This window comes from Streptomyces sp. NPDC096040 (genome assembly GCF_040303265.1).
In the GTDB taxonomy this organism is placed as follows: domain Bacteria; phylum Actinomycetota; class Actinomycetes; order Streptomycetales; family Streptomycetaceae; genus Streptomyces.
Window position 1 is genome coordinate 66,188 of record NZ_JBEOTA010000033.1, and the last position, 17,762, is coordinate 83,949.

Sequence of the window (17,762 nt, forward strand, 5' to 3'; positions counted from 1 at the left end):
TCGGTGCCCCGGCCCGGGGCGGCCCGGAACATCCGCTCACGCTTCAGGGTGCGCTGCTCGGCCGGGACGACCGGTGTTGCCGACCGCCGTAGAAAGAAACCAGGGGGTCCGAGGGGCGCAGCCCCCAGACCCCCCGCCGTGCACTCTCAGGTAGTGCTGCGTCGGCGCCGGGCCCCCGGCCGCCGCTCACTGGGCCGGGTCACCGGATCGCCGGCCTCCACGGCGGCAGCGCGCCGCCGCAGCCCGAACTCCGCCAGCGCCTCAACCAGCTTGGCGACCGACGGCTCCGGAGCCATCACGTCCACCCGCAGCCCGTGCTCCTCGGCCGTCTTGGCCGTGGCCGGACCGATGCACGCGATGACTGTCACGTTGTGCGGCTTCCCGGCGATACCGACCAGGTTCCGCACGGTGGACGACGACGTGAAGAGAACCGCGTCGAAGCCACCGCCCTTGATCGCCTCCCGGGTGTCGACCGGCGGCGGCGACGCCCGCACGGTCCGGTAGGCCGTGACGTCGTCCACCTCCCAGCCCAGCTCGATCAGCCCGGCGACCAGCGTCTCGGTGGCGATGTCGGCGCGCGGCAGGAACACCCGGTCGATCGGGTCGAAGACCGGGTCATAGGGCGGCCAGTCCTCAAGGAGTCCGGCGGCGGACTGTTCGCCCGACGGCACCAGGTCCGGCTTCACGCCGAAGGCGACCAGGGCCTTCGCGGTCTGCTCGCCGACCGCCGCGACCTTGATGCCCGCGAAGGCGCGTGCGTCGAGCCCGTACTCCTCGAACTTCTCCCGTACGGCCTTGACCGCGTTCACCGAGGTGAAGGCGATCCACTCGTAGCGTCCGGTGACGAGGCCCTTGACCGCGCGCTCCATCTGCTGGGGCGTGCGCGGCGGTTCGACGGCGATCGTCGGCACCTCGTGCGGCACGGCGCCGTAGGACCGCAGCTGGTCGGAGAGGGTCGCCGCCTGCTCCTTCGTACGCGGCACGAGTACCTTCCAGCCGAACAGCGGCTTGGACTCGAACCACGACAACTGGTCGCGCTGGGCGGCGGCGGACCGCTCACCGACCACGGCTATCACCGGTCGGCCGCCGTCCGGGGAGGGCAGCACCTTCGCCTGCTTCAGGGTCTGGGCGACGGTGCCCAGGGTGGCCGTCCAGGTCCGCTGCCGGGTGGTGGTACCGGCGACCGTGACCGTCATCGGGGTGTCCGGTTTACGGCCGGCGGCGACCAGTTCCCCGGCAGCCGCGGCCACCGAGTCGAGGGTCGTCGACACCACGACCGTGCCGTCCGAGGCACCGACCTCGGTCCAGCAGCGGTCGGAGGCCGTACGGCCGTCCACGAAGCGGACGTCCGCGCCCTGGGCGTCCCGCAGCGGCACACCGGCGTACGCGGGTACGCCGACCGCCGCCGCGACACCGGGCACGACCTCGAAGGGAACACCGGCGGCGACGCAGGCGAGCATTTCCTCGGTCGCGTACGTATCCAGTCCCGGGTCCCCGGACACCGCACGGACGACCCGCCTGCCACCCCGCGCGGCCTCCATGACAAGATGAGCCGCATCCCGCGCGGGCGGGAGCGCAGCGGTTGTTGACGCTCCGTCAACAACCGTCAGTTGAGGCGTGCCTGTGCCCGGATACGGGTCCGACGAGGAACCCGGATTCGTGAGTACGACGGAGACGCCCTGCCTGGCGTGGGCTCTGATCACGTCGAGCACGTCGTGCTCGGCGACCAGGACGTCCGCGCTGGACAGTGCCTCCACGGCACGCAAGGTCAGCAGTCCCGGATCCCCGGGTCCGGCACCCAGGAAGGTGACGTGCCCGTGTTCGAGGCCGGCGGGAAGGTTGGTGGGGCTCACTGTGCTCGCTCCCCCATCAGACCGGCCGCGCCCTGGGCAAGCATCTCGGTGGCGAGTTCGCGACCGAGCGCCGTCGCCTGGTCGTTTGTCTCGGGCACGGGACCGGTGGTGGACATCTGCACCATCCGTGTGCCGTCGGTCGTGCCGACGACGCCACGCAGGCGCATTTCCTTGACAGTCTGCCCGTCGGCCAGAAGGTCGGCCAGCGCGCCCACAGGGGCGGAGCAGCCGGCCTCCAGGGCGGCGAGCAGTGATCGCTCGGCGGTCACGGCGGCCCGCGTGAACGGGTCGTCGAGTTCCTCGAGCGCGGCGATCAGCGACGCGTTGTCCGCGGCGCATTCGATCGCCAGTGCCCCCTGGCCGGGGGCGGGCAGAACCGTGTCGACCGACAGGAAGTCGGTCACCTCGTCGATACGGCCGATGCGGCTCAGTCCCGCCGCGGCCAGCACCACGGCATCGAGTTCGCCGTCGTGTATGTATCCGATCCGCGTGTCGACGTTCCCGCGGACGGGGACGGTCTCGACGTCCAGCCCGTGGGTGCGCGCGTACGCGTTCAGCTGCGCCATCCGGCGCGGCGAACCGGTGCCGATGCGCGCCCCGCGCGGCAGGTCGGTGAACTTCAGCGCGTCCCGGGCGACGATCACGTCACGCGGGTCCTCGCGTACCGGTACAGCGGCCAGGACCAGGTCCTCGGGCTGCGTGGTCGGGAGGTCCTTGAGCGAGTGAACCGCGAAGTCGACCTCGCCGCGCAGCAGCGCGTCCCGCAGGGCGGTCACGAAGACCCCCGTGCCGCCGATCTGTGCGAGGTGCTCACGGGAGGTGTCGCCGTAGGTGGTGATCTCGACGAGCTCGACGGGCCGTCCGGTCACCTGGCTCACGGCTTCCGCCACTCGCCCGGACTGGGCCATGGCGAGTCTGGATCGCCTGGTCCCCAGTCGCAGTGGGTTGTCACTCATGCCGGTCGGTCCTTCTTGTCTGTGCTGTCCACGGCCCGGGAGACGGAGGCCACCGTCTCGGGGTCGAGGTCGAACAGGGTCCGCAGCGCGTCCGCGTACCCGGCACCGCCGGGCTCGGCCGCGAGCTGTTTGACCCGTACCGTCGGCGCGTGCAGGAGCTTGTCGACGACCCGGTGCACGGCCTGCCGGATCTCTCCGCGCTGCCGTTCGTCCAGGTCGGGCAGGCGCCCGTCGAGCCGAGCGATCTCACCGGCCACCACGTCGGCGGCCATGGTGCGCAGGGCGACCACGGTCGGCGTGATGTGCGCGGCCCGCTGCGCCGCCCCGAAGGCGGCCACCTCGTCGGCGACGATCCGGCGGACCTGGTCCACGTCGGCCGCCATGGGGGCGTCCGCGGACGCCTCCGCCAGCGACTCGATGTCCACCAGCCGCACCCCGGCCAGCCGGTGCGCGGCCGCGTCGATGTCGCGGGGCATGGCGAGGTCGAGGAGGAAGAGCGCGGGGGCGGGCCGCACGAAGCCGGCGACGGGCTCGGGTTTGCGCAGCTCGGGGATCCGGCCGATCCGGGCGGCGGTCGCGGCGAGCGCGCCGATCAGCTCGGCGTCGGTCTCGGCCGTACGGCGTCCGGCCTCCCGGATGTCGACCGTGCCGTTGTCCACCCAGGCCGCGTGCTGCTCCAGCTCGGCGGCGGCCATCCCGGCGACGGCGGCCTCGCCCATCACGGAGAACCCGCTCTGTGCGGCCGTGAGGTCGAGCGGGCAGTTCTCGTCGTTGCCGAGGCCGGTGGGCCGCTGCACGATCTGCGCGGGACGGTCGTCCTCGATCTCCGCGACGGGCTCACCGGTCCGCCCCTCGACCGCCGCGGCGACCGCGTCGGCGGTGAGGACCAGACCGGTCGCGCCGGTGCAGGAGACGGCGACGTCGGCACGTGTCAGCTCGACCGGCACCGAGTCCATCGGTACCGCGCGGGCCACCACGTCCGTGTCGTCGCTGTCGTTCAGGATCTGCGCCAGCCGCTCGGCGCGGTCGTACGTCCGGTTCGCCACCACGATCTCCGCGACGCCGGCCCGCGCCAGTGTGGCGGCGGCCAGCGAGGACATCGAACCGGCGCCGATGACCAGCGCCTTCCTGCCCTTGGCCCAGGCCTCGACGTCGGTACCGGCGGCGAGCTGTTCCAGTCCGAAGGTGACCAGGGACTGTCCGGCCCGGTCGATCCCGGTCTCGGAGTGGGCGCGTTTGCCGACCCGGAGCCCCTGCTGGAAGAAGTCGTTCATCAGCCGGCCGGCGCTGTGCAGTTCCTGCGCCAGGGCGAGCGAGTCCTTGATCTGCCCGAGGATCTGCCCTTCGCCCACGACCATCGAGTCCAGCCCGCAGGCCACCGAGAACAGATGGTGGACGGCCCGGTCCTCGTAGTGCACATAGAGATAAGGGGTGAGCTCGTCGAGGCCGACCCCGCTGTGCTGGGCGAGCAGCGTGGACAGCTCGGCGACGCCGGCGTGGAACTTGTCCACGTCGGCGTAGAGCTCGATGCGGTTGCAGGTGGCGAGCACCGCGGCCTCGGTGGCCGGTTCGGCGGCGACCGTGTCCTGGACCAGCTTGACCTGGGCGTCCGTGGTGAGCGCGGCCCGCTCCAGGACGCTGACCGGGGCGCTGCGGTGGCTCAGCCCGACGACGAGGAGACTCATGCCGGCATCACGGCGGGTACGTCCCCGTCGGGCCCCTGCTCGGTGGACTCCTGGTGCGCGGCGACGGGCGGAACCGTCCCCTCGTGCTCCTCGCCGGCCTTGCGCTGCTCGTGGAAGGCGAGGATCTGCAGCTCGATGGAGAGGTCGACCTTGCGCACGTCGACACCGTCCGGGACGGTCAGCACGGTCGGCGCGAAGTTCAGGATGGAGGTGACCCCGGCGGCCACGAGCCGCTCGCAGACCTGCTGGGCGACGCCCGGCGGGGTGGTGATGACGCCGATGGAGACGCCGTTGTCGGAGATGATCTTCTCCAGGTCGTCGCTGTGCTGCACGGCGATCCCGGCGACCTGCCGCCCGGTCATCGCCGGATCGGCGTCGATGAGGGCGGCGACCCGGAAGCCACGGGAGGCGAACCCGCCGTAATTGGCGAGGGCGGCACCCAGATTTCCGATACCGACGATCACAACCGGCCAGTCCTGGGTCAGGCCCAGCTCACGGGAGATCTGGTAGACGAGATACTCGACGTCGTAGCCGACACCGCGCGTTCCGTACGAGCCCAGGTAGGAGAAGTCCTTGCGCAGCTTCGCGGAGTTGACCCCCGCGGCGGCCGCCAGCTCCTCGGAGGAGACCGTGGGGACCGAGCGCTCCGACAGTGCGGTCAGCGCCCGGAGATACAGCGGAAGCCTGGCGACGGTGGCCTCGGGGATCCCTCGGCTGCGGGTCGCCGGTCGGTGAGTTCGGCCAGTTGCCACGGTGCTCCTGCGGGTAGAGCGGGGCTGCGGACGGTCACACGTTCCCAGACCGCCCCGTCGACAGCAGGCTATGTCTTTGTGAACGCGTGCACAAAGATGGTGTCCGATTTGCCCGGCCAACGTGACCGGGGTCACGCGCCCCCGGCGCAGCCGTGGGGAACCGGCGCACACGCGCTCGCGCTCCATCTCCAATAGGGGCAAAACCGTACACACTCCTCACGAATCCCGCCCCCGAGACCAAGCCGCCATCGATCCTAGGCGACTTTTGCGGCCCGTTTGGACTAGTCAGTCAGTGCCTTGCGGAGGCGCTGTTCGTTCACACGCCAGAAGGTGTGCTGTTCACCGTCGACGAGTACGACCGGAATCTGCTCCCAGTACAGATCGTGCAGTTGCGAATCCTGGGTGATGTCCTTCCCTTCCCAGGGCACCCCCAGCTCGCCGCACACCTTCTCGACCACGACCTGTGCGTCATCGCACAAATGACAACCGGGCTTACGGATCAGAGTGACCAAACGCGCACGAGACGCAGGCGCCTTCCGGCCGAAGAGAGGACTCATGAGGTCCATTCTCCCGCGCTGCCGCGCCCTGCTCGACGGCTTGCTTAACGGGCCGGTCGTGGAGAGTTCACGCCCATCCAACTCCCGCGACTCCGGGACCACCGAACAGACTGGCTATGCTCACGACATGGCCGCTCTCGGATGGCTCACTCCCCGTAGGCGCTCCGCCACGGCGCGGAGCGTTTTGGCAGGCGAGGCCTCGGCGGAGGCCGCGCGCAAGAACCAGGAAGCCCTGGCAGAGGACGCCGTGTCCGCCGCCCCCAGGGGCACCGCGGAACCGCAGTTCCCGGTGCTCGGCGACGACAAGGCCGCCGCGTTCTTCGACCTCGACAACACGGTCATGCAGGGCGCCGCCATCTTCCACTTCGGCCGGGGCCTGTACAAGCGGAAGTTCTTCGAGACCCGCGACCTGGCCAAGTTCGCCTGGCAGCAGGCCTGGTTCCGGCTGGCCGGCGTCGAGGACCCGGAGCACATGCAGGACGCCCGCGACTCCGCGCTGTCGATCATCAAGGGCCACCGCGTCGCCGAGCTCCAGACCATCGGCGAGGAGATCTACGACGAGTACATGGCCGAGCGCATCTGGCCCGGCACCCGCGCCCTCGCCCAGGCCCACCTGGACGCCGGCCAGAAGGTGTGGCTCGTCACCGCCGCGCCGATGGAGATCGCCGGTGTGATCGCGCGCCGCCTGGGCCTCACCGGCGCGCTCGGCACGGTCACCGAGTCGGTCGACGGCCTCTACACGGGCAAGCTGGTCGGCGAACTCCTGCACGGCCCGGCGAAGGCCGAGGCCGTACGCGCCCTCGCCGCCGCGGAGGGCCTGGACCTCTCCCGCTGCGCGGCCTACAGCGACAGCCACAACGACATCCCGATGCTGTCCCTGGTGGGCCACCCGTACGCCATCAACCCCGACACGAAGCTGCGCAAGCATGCCCGGGAGATGGACTGGCGCCTCCGCGACTACCGGACGGGCCGCAAGGCGGCCAAGGTGGGCATTCCGGCGGCGGCCGGGGTGGGAGCGGTCGCCGGCGGCACGGCGGCGGCGATCGCGCTGAGCCGACGGCGTCGGTAGCGCGCACGTCTGACGGAGCACCCGGACTGGGCCTGTTCGCGGCGACCCTGCGCCCGCTGGCCGGCCCGGGCCGAGAACCGGATCCGGGCCGCGAGCGCCGGTAGGCCCGCGGGCCGTATCCCGGCCGCGGGTCCGCCGCGGCTGATCGCGCAGTTCCCCCGCGCCCCCGACGGGGCGCCTTTCCACCTGGCCCAGCCTGCGGGCAGTCTGCCGCTGCGGCGGCACGGGTGGGCGCAGGCGGAATCCTGCCGGCGCCGGTAAGCGAGACCCCCGCTCACCACCCACCCGCACCCGGACAACACGCCGCCCCAAACCTCGCGCGCCCGAATTATCGCGCCGTCATCCCAACACGCCCTCGACTCTGCCTCAACACGCATCTTTCTGATCAACAACCGATCACCCTGCGGCACTTGAACCACCCCAAATCGGTTACAGAAGCGACGCAACCGGTGATTTGAGCAACTCGGTGTAGCAGGGCCTGCACGAAGCGTTATTCTCCTCAGACGCAAACCGGTACCCCTCCGTCGCTACGACGGGTGAAAGGTTCCGTACTGCACGTGATGGAAGCTCTGCCTCTGGGAGTCCCGTGTACCCACACGTCGGGGTTGACGCCTCGGGCCTGGCTACGCTGCGCGCAACTGTCGCAACGGTCAAAGAGACGCTGCGCGGCGTTGTCCCGACCGCGTACGCCGTCCCCGCCTTCGCCACCGCCGCACCGATCGGCCCGTGCTACGCACTGGCCGACGGCAGTGCGGCCGTCGGCAGACGCGGCCGTGCCACCGGCACCGCCGCAACCACCGCCCGCCGCCCGGCCGCGGACAGCGACAGCGCCCGGATGATGGACCTCGTCGAGCGCGCCCAGGCCGGCGAGTCCGACGCCTTCGGCCGCCTCTACGACCAGTACAGCGACACCGTGTACCGCTACATCTACTACCGCGTCGGCGGCAAGGCGACCGCCGAGGACCTCACCAGTGAGACGTTCCTGCGCGCCCTGAGAAGGATCGGCACCTTCACCTGGCAGGGCCGCGACTTCGGCGCCTGGCTGGTCACCATCGCCCGCAACCTGGTCGCCGACCACTTCAAGTCGAGCCGCTTCCGGCTGGAGGTCACCACCGGCGAGATGCTCGACGCCAACGAGGTCGAGCGCTCCCCGGAGGACTCCGTCCTGGAGTCCCTCTCGAACGCGGCACTCCTCGAAGCCGTACGACGCCTCAACCCCCAGCAGCAGGAGTGCGTGACACTCCGCTTCCTCCAGGGCCTCTCGGTCGCCGAGACCGCCCGCGTGATGGGCAAGAACGAGGGCGCCATCAAGACCCTCCAGTACCGGGCCGTGCGCACTCTCGCCCGGCTCCTCCCGGACGACGCACGCTGAGCCGGGCACGCTGGGCGACACCCAACTCACGTTCGGTGAAAGCCGGTTGCCTTTCTCAGCCGATCAACGGTCGTCCGTAACCCAAGGGCCGAGCCGCTCGTTGTGCGGGATACAGGCTCCCTGTGGTCACGTCCTGGAAGACCCTGATCACACGATCGTGTGGATCGGTCGAGGGCGTGCAACCCTCAGGACCCCCTGGGGAGTCGACCGTCATGACGAGAGGAGGTGCCGCCAGTGATCGCGAACGTATCGGCGCACCGGCGGGCGAACGCCTTCGCCCAGGCCCTGGAGGAGCAGCCCGACCGGGACTCGGCGGCCGAGCGGTCCGAGGGTCCGGCGGGCGATCCGCCGGCCGCGGCGGATCGGGCCGAACGGACCGAGCAGGGCGAGCTGTTGGCCCTGGCGACAGGGCTCGCCGAGCTGCCCAAGCCGGTCCTCGACCCGGAGGTCAAGGTCGTCCACCGGGCCCAGCTGGTGGCCGCGATGGAGGCCATGCTGGCGGAGGGCACCCTGGGCGGGGCGGCGGACACGTCGGTTCCCGAGCAGCGGTCCGGCCGGTCCAAGGGCGCGCATCGGGCCAGCCCACTGGGCAAACTGCGACCGCGTTCCCGGCTCACCAAGGGGCTCGCCGCGGGCGGCCTGAGCGTAGGGGTGGCCGCCGGAGCCTTCGGCGGCGTGGCCGCCGCCAGCTCCGGCGCCCTGCCCGGCGACTCGCTGTACGGCCTCAAACGCGGCATCGAGGACTTCAAGCTCAACTATCTGGCCGACGGCGACGACCAGCGCGGCCAGACCTACCTCGACCAGGCCTCGACCAGGCTGATGGAAGCCCGCCGGCTGATGGAGCGAGACCGCGGCGGCCACCTCGACCATGAGTCCATCGGCGAGATCCGCCGCACCCTGTCCGGTATGCAGCACGACGTCACCGAGGGCCATCGGCTGCTCCACGAGGCCTATGAGCGCGACCCGAACTCACTGGGCCCCATCCAGGCCCTGTCCGCCTTCGCCCAGTCCCACCGCGAGGCCTGGGGCGCCCTGCGCGACAGACTCCCGGTCCAGCTCGGGGACGTCAGCCAGCAGGTGTCGTCGGTCTTCGACGCCATAGACGAAGAGGTCGCCCCGCTGCAGTCCCTGCTCCCCCAGCCATCCCAGAACACCGGGGGCGGCACCGGCAAGCAGGGCTCCGGCACGGCGTCCACAGGTTCCTCCGGCAGCCACCGGTCGACGGCCCCGTCGTCCTCGGGCAGCTCCTCCTCGGGCCACGAGTCAGGCACCGGTAGCCCCAGCGGCTCGGCCTCCAGCAGCGCCGACGACGGCCTGATCGGCGGCACGGCGGGCGGTCTCCTGGACCCCCCGAAGACCGGCACGGGCACCAGCGCCTCGCCGTCGACGGGCAAGTCCCCGTCAGCGGCACCGGACGTCACCCTTCCCCCGCTCCTGCCGGGCCTACTGCCGGGCCTGGGCATCGACGGCCAGGACGCGAGCGACTGACGGAGATGGGGTGCCTCTCAACCGAGGGGCACCCCATCGACGCATCGCCACTCAGAAGAACACCGACCGCCGCTGCACCAGCAACTTGTACAGCGTGTGCTGGATCTGCTCCCGCACCTGGTCCGTCAGATTGAACATCAGCATCGGATCCTCGGCCGCCTCCGGCGGATAGCTCCCCGTGGGGATCGGTTCCCCGAACTGGATCGTCCACTTCGTCGGCAGCGGAACCGCCCCAAGCGGCCCGAGCCAGGGAAAGGTCGGCGTCAGCGGGAAGTACGGGATCCCCAGCACCCGAGCCAGCGTCTTCGCGTTGCCGAGCATCGGGTAGATCTCCTCGGCCCCCACGATCGAGCAGGGAATGATCGGCACCCCCTGCCGCAACGCGGTCGACACGAACCCGCCCCGCCCGAACCGCTGGAGCTTGTAGCGCTCGCTGAAGGGCTTCCCGATGCCCTTGAACCCCTCCGGCATCACCCCGACCAGCTCGCCCTGCCCCAGCAGCCGCTCGGCGTCCTCCGTGCACGCGAGCGTGTGCCCGAGCTTGCGTGCCAGTTCGTTCACCACCGGCAGCACGAAGACCAGGTCGGCCGCGAGCAGCCTGAGGTGACGATTCGCCGGGTGATGGTCGTGCACGGCGACCTGCATCATCAGCCCGTCCATCGGCAGCGTCCCGGAGTGGTTGGCGACGATCAGGGCACCGCCCTCGGCCGGGATGTTCTCCATGCCCCTCCCCTCGACGCGGAAGTACTTCTCGTACACCGGCCGCAGCATGGACATCAGGACCTGGTCGGTCAGCTCCTCGTCGTACCCGAAGTCGTCGACCTCGTAGTCCCCGGTCAGCCGCCGCCGCAGAAACGCCAGACCGCGGGCGACACGCTGCTCCAGGCCGGCGTCGTCGTGCGGCTTGTCCACGCCCGTCTCAGGGCTCTCCGGGGTCACATGCACATCTTCCTGCGCGGGGATCCGCCCGGCGAGAGGCTGGACCTCACGCACCACGCCGGACTCGCGCACCACCGCCTGCTCGCCGCCGCCCTTGCGCCGGTTCCCCGGCCCCCGGCGCCGGGCCGGCCGCTGCACGGCAGCCCCGCGGGACCGGTCGTCGTCGAACGGAATGACCTTGGCGTCCGCCATCGTGTTGCGCTCCTCAGTTGGCGCTCTGCGTCTGTGTCTTCCCGCCGCTCAGGACGGGCAGGGCGGCGATCCGGTCGACGGCGGCGGCCACCGCCTGTGGCGGCAGCAGCCCCGTGGCCTGGGCGCGCACGAAGTCCGCGAACGTCTCCGCCGTCGTGTACTTCGGCTGGAATCCCAGCGTCTCGCGCATCTGGCCGGTGGCGACCACCCGGCCGTGCGTCAGCAGCCGGATCTGCTCGGGCGAGAAGTCGCTCATGCCGAGCGTCCGCACCAGGGACCCGGCCCAGGTGACCGCCGGCAGCAGCAACGGCACGGTGGGCCGCCCCAGCCGTCGCGAACACTGCGAGAGCAACAGCACTCCGTCGCCGGCGATATTGAACGTGCCGCTGTTCAGGGTGGACCGCGCCGGCTCGTGCGAGGCGATCCGCAGGACGTCGATCACATCGTCCTCGTGCACGAACTGCAGCCGGGGGTCGTACCCGAAGACGGTGGGCAGCACAGGGAGCGAGAAATAAGAGGCGAGCGGAGTGTCAGCGGTCGGCCCGAGAATATTGGCGAACCGCAGCACGCACACCGCCACATCGGGCCGCCGTCTGGCGAACCCCCGCACATATCCCTCCACCTCGACCGTGTCCTTGGCGAACCCGCCACTGGGCAGCGATTTCGGCGGGGTGGTCTCCGTGAAGACGGCTGGATCCTTCGGCGCGGAGCCGTAGACGTTCGTGCTGGACTTGATCACCAGCCGCTTGACGTTCGGCGACTTCTGGCAGGCGCCGAGCAGTTGCATGGTCCCGATGACATTGGTCTCTTTGACGGTGGCCCGACTCCCGCTGCCGAGCGGCGCACCGGTCACGTCCATGTGGACGACGGTGTCGGCACCGGTCTCGGCGAGGACGCGGGCGATGGTCGGCTGGCGGATGTCGGTCTGGATGAAGTCGGCCCCGCCCAGATGGTGCTCCGGCGGCACCGCGTCCACGGCGACGACCCGGTCCACTTCGGGGTCCCGCTGGATCCGCCGTACGAACCGGCCCCCAAGTTGACGGGCCACTCCGGTCACGAGCACGACCTTCCCCAAGATCAGCGCCTTTCTTCCGTGTTCCCGTATGCGGGCCAACTTAGCGGGTTGATGTTGCGCTGGCATGCCCTCGAGTGGGCCAGGGCGAGCCGTCTCGGCCGGAAAATGCGTATGGCCCCCCACCGTAGTGGTGGGGGGCCATACACAAGCTCTCGCGGCTCGGCGCCGTAATTACTTCTTGTTACGGCGCTGAACGCGCGTGCGCTTGAGCAGCTTGCGGTGCTTCTTCTTGGCCATCCGCTTGCGCCGCTTCTTGATAACAGAGCCCACGACTACCCTCGCTCACTTCTCATCACTCGGTGCTGGGCGCCATGGGCCCATACGACCTACGAGGGGCTAGCCTACCCGCCCGAGCGCTGAGGTCGTAATCGAGGTGCTCCGGGTACCCCGAAACCGTCGTCAGGCGGTCTCCACCCCCACATAGCTCTCGCGAAGGTACTCGTGTACCGCTTGCTCGGGGACGCGGAAGGACCGCCCCACCCGGATCGCGGGCAGATGACCGCTGTGCACCAGCCGGTACACGGTCATCTTCGACACTCGCATCACCGCGGCGACCTCCGCCACGGTAAGGAACACAACCTCGTTGAGAGGCCTCTCGCCAGCTGCCATGACACACCTGAACCTTCCGCACTCGACGGGCCACCGGCTTCCCCTTCCGGTGACTCTTCGTCGTTGCGTGCTCACTCCCCAATGTAGGGGCGGGTGATGCGAGTGGGGAAGAGGTGCACCCATCGGCGACCTACTGTGACAGACACGCTCGATTGAGTACGTAGCGGGTAAGCGGCGTGTAGTAATCGGACCGCACGCCGTCATCAACCGGAACGGCGACGGACACGACGCCCTCGGCCTCGCCCACGAAGAGCGCAGGGTCATCCGTATCCGCGAGCCCAATGGCCTCAAACCCGAGCTGACCAGCACCGCAGACCCACCCGTGGTCCCCCACCACCAGCTCGGGCAACGGCCCGCCGCCCCCCGCCGCCGCATCCAGCGCCACCCGAACCGGCAGCGGTGAGTGCGTGTGCGCACCCGGCGCACAACCGGGGCGTTCACCTCCCGATTCCCGCACCAACCCGACACCTTGTACGTAATCGAGGTTGCACGTACGTAGTCCGAACCGGGTCGTTATGTCGACACGGCGACCCTGCGCGGGGGTGAGGACCTCACACCCCGCCGTCGACAACGCGTCCGCGAGACCGGCGTAGAAGCCGATCAGCCGATGCGGATGCCCGGTCCCGAACAACACGGGCGCCCGCCGCCGCGCGACGTCCCCCACCCGCTCCGCGAAGGCATCGAGCGCAGCGACGGTCAACTCCGGATCAATCACATCATGCCCTGAAACACACCGATAATCGTCCGAAACCCCACACTTGCCCGCCATCAACCGAACCAACTCGCGCTCGCTCCACGCCGCTTGCGGATCAATACCGATCAACACCCGAGGATCCCGAGCCGCGAACAGCCGATAACGGCGAATACTCCGCTCCCGGGAGGTGGCCACAACCCCAGCAAGCCCAACGGCCACCAGATAAGCCCGAAGCTCACCGACACTCCACACGGCTGAGATGGTGACGGACGCAGCCCCCGAAGAACCGGAGAACAGACGAACACCCCACGGTTGGCGTAACGATTGGCCAAGCCCCCCACAGAGGACGAGGCCGTTCAGGCCGAAGCGGGGGTCCGGGGTCGGCAGCCCCCAGGAGGGGGGTCGAAGGGCGCAGCCCCCTGGTGATGGGACGGGTAGGCGCGGCGGGGGCGAGAAAACCACCCCTCCACCCCTACGCCAGCAACCCCCGCAACGGATACACGGCCCGCCGAGTAGCCAGCACCGCCTGGTCCAGGCGGTCAGCGGGGTCGTACCCCGCCTCCCACTCCGCCCACTCCACCGGCCACCGCCCATCGGTCATCCGCCCAGGACCCAACTGCCGAGTCCGAGCGAACACCTCCTGCCGCCACGCCTCGGGAACCAGCGCCTCCGGCTCGATCTCCCGCCCGGCGGCGATCGCCACCAGATGCGTCCACGACCGGGGCACGACATCCACCACCTCGTACCCCCCGCCCCCCAACGCGACCCACTTCCCCCCGGCGTACTCGTGCGCCAGCTCATGGCAGGCCACCTGCACAGCCCGCTGCGCATCCAGCGAGACGGCGAGATGCGCCAACGGATCCTCGAAATGCGTGTCGGCGCCGTGCTGAGTCACCAGCACCTGCGGCCGGAAGTCGGCGACCAGCTCCGGCACGACCGCATGAAACGCCCGCAACCACCCCGCGTCCCCGGTCCCCGCCGGCAACGCCACATTCACGGCGGAGCCCTCCCCCGCCCCGGCGCCGACCTCCTCCGGCCACCCGGTCTGCGGGAACAACGTACGAGGATGCTCATGCAGCGAGACCGTCAGAACCCGCGGATCCTCCCAGAACGCGGCCTGCACCCCGTCCCCGTGATGCACATCGACATCCACATAGGCGACCCGCTCGGCACCGAGCTCCAACAACCGCGCAATCGCGAGCGCGGCGTCGTTGTAGATACAGAACCCGGAAGCCGCCCCCGGCATCGCATGATGCAACCCACCCGCGAAGTTCACGGCGTGATCGACGTCCCCCCGCCACACCGCCTCGGCCGCCCCCACCGACTGCCCGGCGATCAACGCGGACACCTCGTGCATCCCGGCGAACGCCGGATCGTCCACCGTCCCCAGCCCATACGACTGGTCAGCCGCCCCGGGATCCGCCGAAGCCGCCTTCACGGCCTCGACATAGTCCTCCCGGTGCACCAGACGCAGCGTCGACTCCCCGGCCGGCTTGGCCGCGACGACATCCACCACCCGGTCGAGCTCGAAGGCATGGACCAGTCTCCGGGTCAACGCCAGCCGGACCGGATCCATCGGATGGCCCGGGCCGAAGTCATAGCCCGTTACTGCCTCGTCCCACATCAGCTGTGCGCGGCCGCTCATGCCCGCCACCGTATCTGTCCGGCCGAGCCGCGAACGAACGGGCGTACACCAACGTCACCAGCACCAACACCATCGGCACCAGCATCGCCCCGCGATAGCTCCACGCGTCGCCCAGAGCACCCACCAACGGCGAACCGATCAGGAACCCGACGTAGTTGAAGATGTTCAGCCGGGCGATGGCAGCGTCCGAGTCCCCGGGGAACAACCGCCCTGCCGCCGCGAAGGTCTGCGGCACCAGCACACACAGCCCCAGCCCCAGCAGAGTGAACCCGGCCATCCCCACCCACGCCCCGGACGCCCCGGCCACCACCGCGAACCCGACGGCCGCCACCAGCGCCCCGAGCCGTACGACCGCCACGGCCCCGAACCGCCGTACCCCGAAGTCCCCGATGGCCCGCCCGACCAGCGTGGTCACCATGTACACGTTGTACGGCACGGTCGCCAGCTGCTCACTGCTCCCCAACACGTCCTTCAGATACTTCGCACTCCAGTTGGAGACGGTCGAGTCCCCGATGTAGGCGAAGGTCATCACCAGACACAGCGGCAGCAGCAGCTTGAAGACGACACCGCCACTGCCCGTGCTCGCGCCGACCCCATGCTCCACCGGCTCGGGCTTGCCGTCCACATACCACCGGCTCCCCAACAGCGCGGCCGGCAACAACACCGCGACGACCGGCAGATACGACACCCACAGCGCGAGATGCCAGTGCGCCCCCACCCACGCCAGCGAGGCACCCAGGATCCCGCCCAGGCTGTACGCGGCATGAAAGCTGAGCATGATGCTGCGCCCGTACGTCCGCTGCAGGCTCACCCCGAGCATGTTCATCGAGGCGTCCAGCGCACCGACGGCCAGCCCGAAGGCGCCCAGCGCGACGGCCAGCTCGGCCATGTTCCCGCCGGCCCCGACCCCGAGCAGCGCCAGCATCACCACGGGCTGGGACCAGCGCAGCAGCCGACTGGGCGGTATCCGCTTCACCAGCTGCTCAGTGGTCACACTGCCGACGCCGGCCAGGATCGGCACGGCGGCGAGAAAGACCGGCAGCAGCGCGTCGGAGACGCCGTACCGGTCCTGGATGGCGGGAATGCGCGTCACGAGCAGAGCGAAAGTGGCACCCTGCGTGAAGAAGCTGAACGCCAACGAGGCCCTACCGCGCCGCAGCACATCTGTCATGGCGGCGAGCGTAGGGCCCCGGCGTACTCGTGGGTAGATCCAGCCAAAGATGAATTTCCTTCAGCTTTACCTCCGGCGGCGTCAGGCGGCGACAGCCACCTCACGCTTCACGGCATCCTCCGCGGCCTTCACCTCGGCGCCGATCATCCGGGCCATCGGCTCGGCGGCGAGCCCACCGCTGACCACCATCCCGATCCCGATCGCGCTGACCAGGATGACCGTGTCGAGCCACACCATCGTGTCCACGGGCAGGGTGTACGCCCCCACGACCCGCACCACGCACTCGGCGAGCAGCAGCACACCCCACACGAGCGAGTAGACCCGCTCCGACCGCCGGAACGCGGCGGACCCGGCCCGCAGCCGCTCGAAGGCCGCCTCCCTGGCCGCGTCGCCCTTCACCACGAACGGCTTGAGCCCCTCGGTCATCATCGGGCGGCCCAGCACCACCGACACCAGAATCGTGATCCCGATGACACTGCTGACCCCGCTGTCCTTGGCGAGCATCAGCCGCGGGTCGCCGGAGACGAAGCTCAGCGCCAACGACACCAGGTTCACCAGCAGGATGAGCCCCGCGAACGCATTGCTCCGACGCTCCTTGACCACGCTCCACACCGTCCGCAGAGCCGGCACCACACTGCTCCAGGCGAGCGCCGCGAAGGTGCTCATCCCGAAGGCGCCCTTGAAGAGGTAGTACGACCCGAGCGGAACCGCTACGTCCACGATCAGCGGCTTGAAGTTCTCCAGCACGCTGGGCTGCGGCTTGGCCTGGTTGTTGTTCCGGGACCCGGCGTTCGTCGTCTTCGTCATGCCCTCAGCTTCGCGTCCGGGCGGGGTCCCCCAGTAGAAACGATCGTCCGGAGCTCGGCATGACAATTGTCAGCCCCGCCACGATGCCCTCGGTCATTCCAGCAGGTCAGCCAATTGCCCCATGTCGGCAAAGAGTTGAGTGGCCCCCCGCAGCCGGTCGACCGGCGTCATCGCCGTGAACCCGTACACGTCCATACCGGCCGCGACAGCCGCCTGCACACCCAGCGGACTGTCCTCCACGACGGCACAACGCCCCGGCGCGACTCCCATCCGCTCGGCCGCGTACAGGAAGAGATCCGGCGCCGGCTTCCCCCTCCCTACATCCTGCGAACTGAAGACCCGCGACTCCTCGAACCACCGGTCAAGCCCGGTCGTCCGATGCCCCACCCGAATCCGCTCATGACTCCCGGACGACGCCACGCAGTACGGCACCCCGTCAGCCGCCAGCTGCTCAAGCACCTCCGCCACACCGGTGACGGGCTTCAACTCCGCCTCGAAGGCGGCGAACACCCGCGCATGGAAGACGTCGTCGAAGTCATCGGGCAGCCGCTGCCCGGTGCGCTCCTGGACGAGGTCATGGACCCGGTGCATCGCGGATCCCATGTAATCCCGTATGGACTCCTCGTAGGAGGTGGGATGCCCGAGCTCGGTGAGACAGGCGGCCAGGAGCCGGTTGGAGATGGGCTCGCTGTCGACGAGGACGCCGTCGTTGTCGAAGATAACCAGGTCGTAACGCATACCACCGAGCATAAACGCACCCGTAAACGCAGAAAGGCCCACGCCGTAACGGCGTGGGCCTTTCTCAATATTTGTTCGGCGGTGTCCTACTCTCCCACAGGGTCCCCCCTGCAGTACCATCGGCGCTGTAAGGCTTAGCTTCCGGGTTCGGAATGTAACC

General features: G+C 69.7%; 17 protein-coding genes and 1 rRNA gene. 3 read left to right on the forward strand and 15 right to left on the reverse strand.

The window, feature by feature from the left end; all coding sequences use genetic code 11:
• Positions 1-146 precede the first annotated feature (146 nt).
• From ABTY98_RS34545 to ABTY98_RS34565, 5 genes are all read right to left on the reverse strand, one after another.
• Complete coding sequence (locus ABTY98_RS34545; RefSeq protein ID WP_352225050.1) at positions 147-1,853, reverse strand: bifunctional uroporphyrinogen-III C-methyltransferase/uroporphyrinogen-III synthase; 1,707 nt, start codon at positions 1,851-1,853, stop codon at positions 147-149.
• Positions 1,850-2,809 carry a hydroxymethylbilane synthase gene (hemC, locus tag ABTY98_RS34550; RefSeq protein ID WP_352225052.1) on the reverse strand — a complete coding sequence of 320 codons (960 nt, stop codon included), beginning with the start codon at positions 2,807-2,809 and terminating at the stop codon, positions 1,850-1,852. The genes ABTY98_RS34545 and hemC overlap by 4 nt, the downstream gene beginning before the upstream one ends.
• Entirely contained in the window at positions 2,806-4,494 is a 1,689-nt protein-coding gene (locus ABTY98_RS34555; protein ID WP_352225053.1) for a glutamyl-tRNA reductase, read from the reverse strand. The genes hemC and ABTY98_RS34555 overlap by 4 nt, the downstream gene beginning before the upstream one ends.
• Complete coding sequence (locus tag ABTY98_RS34560; protein WP_352225055.1) at positions 4,491-5,246, reverse strand: redox-sensing transcriptional repressor Rex; 756 nt, start codon at positions 5,244-5,246, stop codon at positions 4,491-4,493. Before ABTY98_RS34560 ends, ABTY98_RS34555 begins: the two co-directional genes overlap by 4 nt.
• Before the next feature lie 281 nt (positions 5,247-5,527).
• Positions 5,528-5,803, reverse strand: a complete 276-nt coding sequence (locus ABTY98_RS34565) for a glutaredoxin family protein (RefSeq protein WP_352225056.1) — start codon at positions 5,801-5,803, stop codon at positions 5,528-5,530.
• Positions 5,804-5,930: 127 nt separating this feature from the next.
• On the opposite strand from ABTY98_RS34565, the gene ABTY98_RS34570 reads away from it, so the two are divergent.
• From ABTY98_RS34570 to ABTY98_RS34580, 3 genes are all read left to right on the forward strand, one after another.
• Complete coding sequence (locus ABTY98_RS34570) at positions 5,931-6,872, forward strand: HAD family hydrolase (RefSeq protein ID WP_352225057.1); 942 nt, start codon at positions 5,931-5,933, stop codon at positions 6,870-6,872.
• A gap of 586 nt (positions 6,873-7,458) precedes the next feature.
• A complete protein-coding gene (locus ABTY98_RS34575; protein ID WP_352225058.1) occupies positions 7,459-8,244 on the forward strand; it encodes an ECF subfamily RNA polymerase sigma factor, BldN family in 786 nt (261 codons plus the stop codon).
• Positions 8,245-8,478: 234 nt separating this feature from the next.
• A complete protein-coding gene (locus ABTY98_RS34580) occupies positions 8,479-9,732 on the forward strand; it encodes a DUF5667 domain-containing protein (protein ID WP_352225059.1) in 1,254 nt (417 codons plus the stop codon).
• 51 nt (positions 9,733-9,783) lie between these two features.
• On the opposite strand, the gene ABTY98_RS34585 is transcribed toward ABTY98_RS34580, so the two are convergent.
• The 10 genes from ABTY98_RS34585 to rrf form a co-directional block, all read right to left on the reverse strand.
• Positions 9,784-10,863, reverse strand: coding sequence for a lysophospholipid acyltransferase family protein (locus ABTY98_RS34585; protein ID WP_352225060.1), 1,080 nt, complete (start codon positions 10,861-10,863; stop codon positions 9,784-9,786).
• A 13-nt stretch (positions 10,864-10,876) separates the two neighbouring features.
• Complete coding sequence (locus ABTY98_RS34590) at positions 10,877-11,938, reverse strand: NAD-dependent epimerase/dehydratase family protein (protein WP_352225061.1); 1,062 nt, start codon at positions 11,936-11,938, stop codon at positions 10,877-10,879.
• Between the two features lie 171 nt (positions 11,939-12,109).
• The gene (locus tag ABTY98_RS34595) at positions 12,110-12,208 is read right to left on the reverse strand and encodes a 30S ribosomal protein bS22 (RefSeq protein WP_003948845.1); all 99 of its coding nucleotides are present in this window, start codon (positions 12,206-12,208) and stop codon (positions 12,110-12,112) included.
• 129 nt (positions 12,209-12,337) lie between these two features.
• The gene (locus ABTY98_RS34600; RefSeq protein ID WP_067299677.1) at positions 12,338-12,547 is read right to left on the reverse strand and encodes a helix-turn-helix domain-containing protein; all 210 of its coding nucleotides are present in this window, start codon (positions 12,545-12,547) and stop codon (positions 12,338-12,340) included.
• 130 nt (positions 12,548-12,677) lie between these two features.
• The gene (locus ABTY98_RS34605) at positions 12,678-13,493 is read right to left on the reverse strand and encodes a phosphatase (RefSeq protein WP_352225062.1); all 816 of its coding nucleotides are present in this window, start codon (positions 13,491-13,493) and stop codon (positions 12,678-12,680) included.
• Between the two features lie 220 nt (positions 13,494-13,713).
• Positions 13,714-14,886, reverse strand: a complete 1,173-nt coding sequence (locus ABTY98_RS34610; RefSeq protein ID WP_352225063.1) for an acetoin utilization protein AcuC — start codon at positions 14,884-14,886, stop codon at positions 13,714-13,716.
• Positions 14,837-16,057 (reverse strand): MFS transporter, encoded by a 1,221-nt coding sequence (locus tag ABTY98_RS34615; RefSeq protein WP_352225064.1) that lies wholly within the window; start codon positions 16,055-16,057, stop codon positions 14,837-14,839. The genes ABTY98_RS34610 and ABTY98_RS34615 overlap by 50 nt, the downstream gene beginning before the upstream one ends.
• A gap of 81 nt (positions 16,058-16,138) precedes the next feature.
• Positions 16,139-16,864, reverse strand: a complete 726-nt coding sequence (locus tag ABTY98_RS34620) for a VC0807 family protein (RefSeq protein ID WP_352225065.1) — start codon at positions 16,862-16,864, stop codon at positions 16,139-16,141.
• A 93-nt stretch (positions 16,865-16,957) separates the two neighbouring features.
• Positions 16,958-17,602: an HAD family hydrolase gene (locus ABTY98_RS34625; RefSeq protein ID WP_352225066.1), complete on the reverse strand. Its 645-nt coding sequence runs from the start codon at positions 17,600-17,602 to the stop codon at positions 16,958-16,960.
• 73 nt (positions 17,603-17,675) lie between these two features.
• A 5S ribosomal RNA gene (rrf, locus tag ABTY98_RS34630) occupies positions 17,676-17,762 on the reverse strand; the annotation flags it as partial.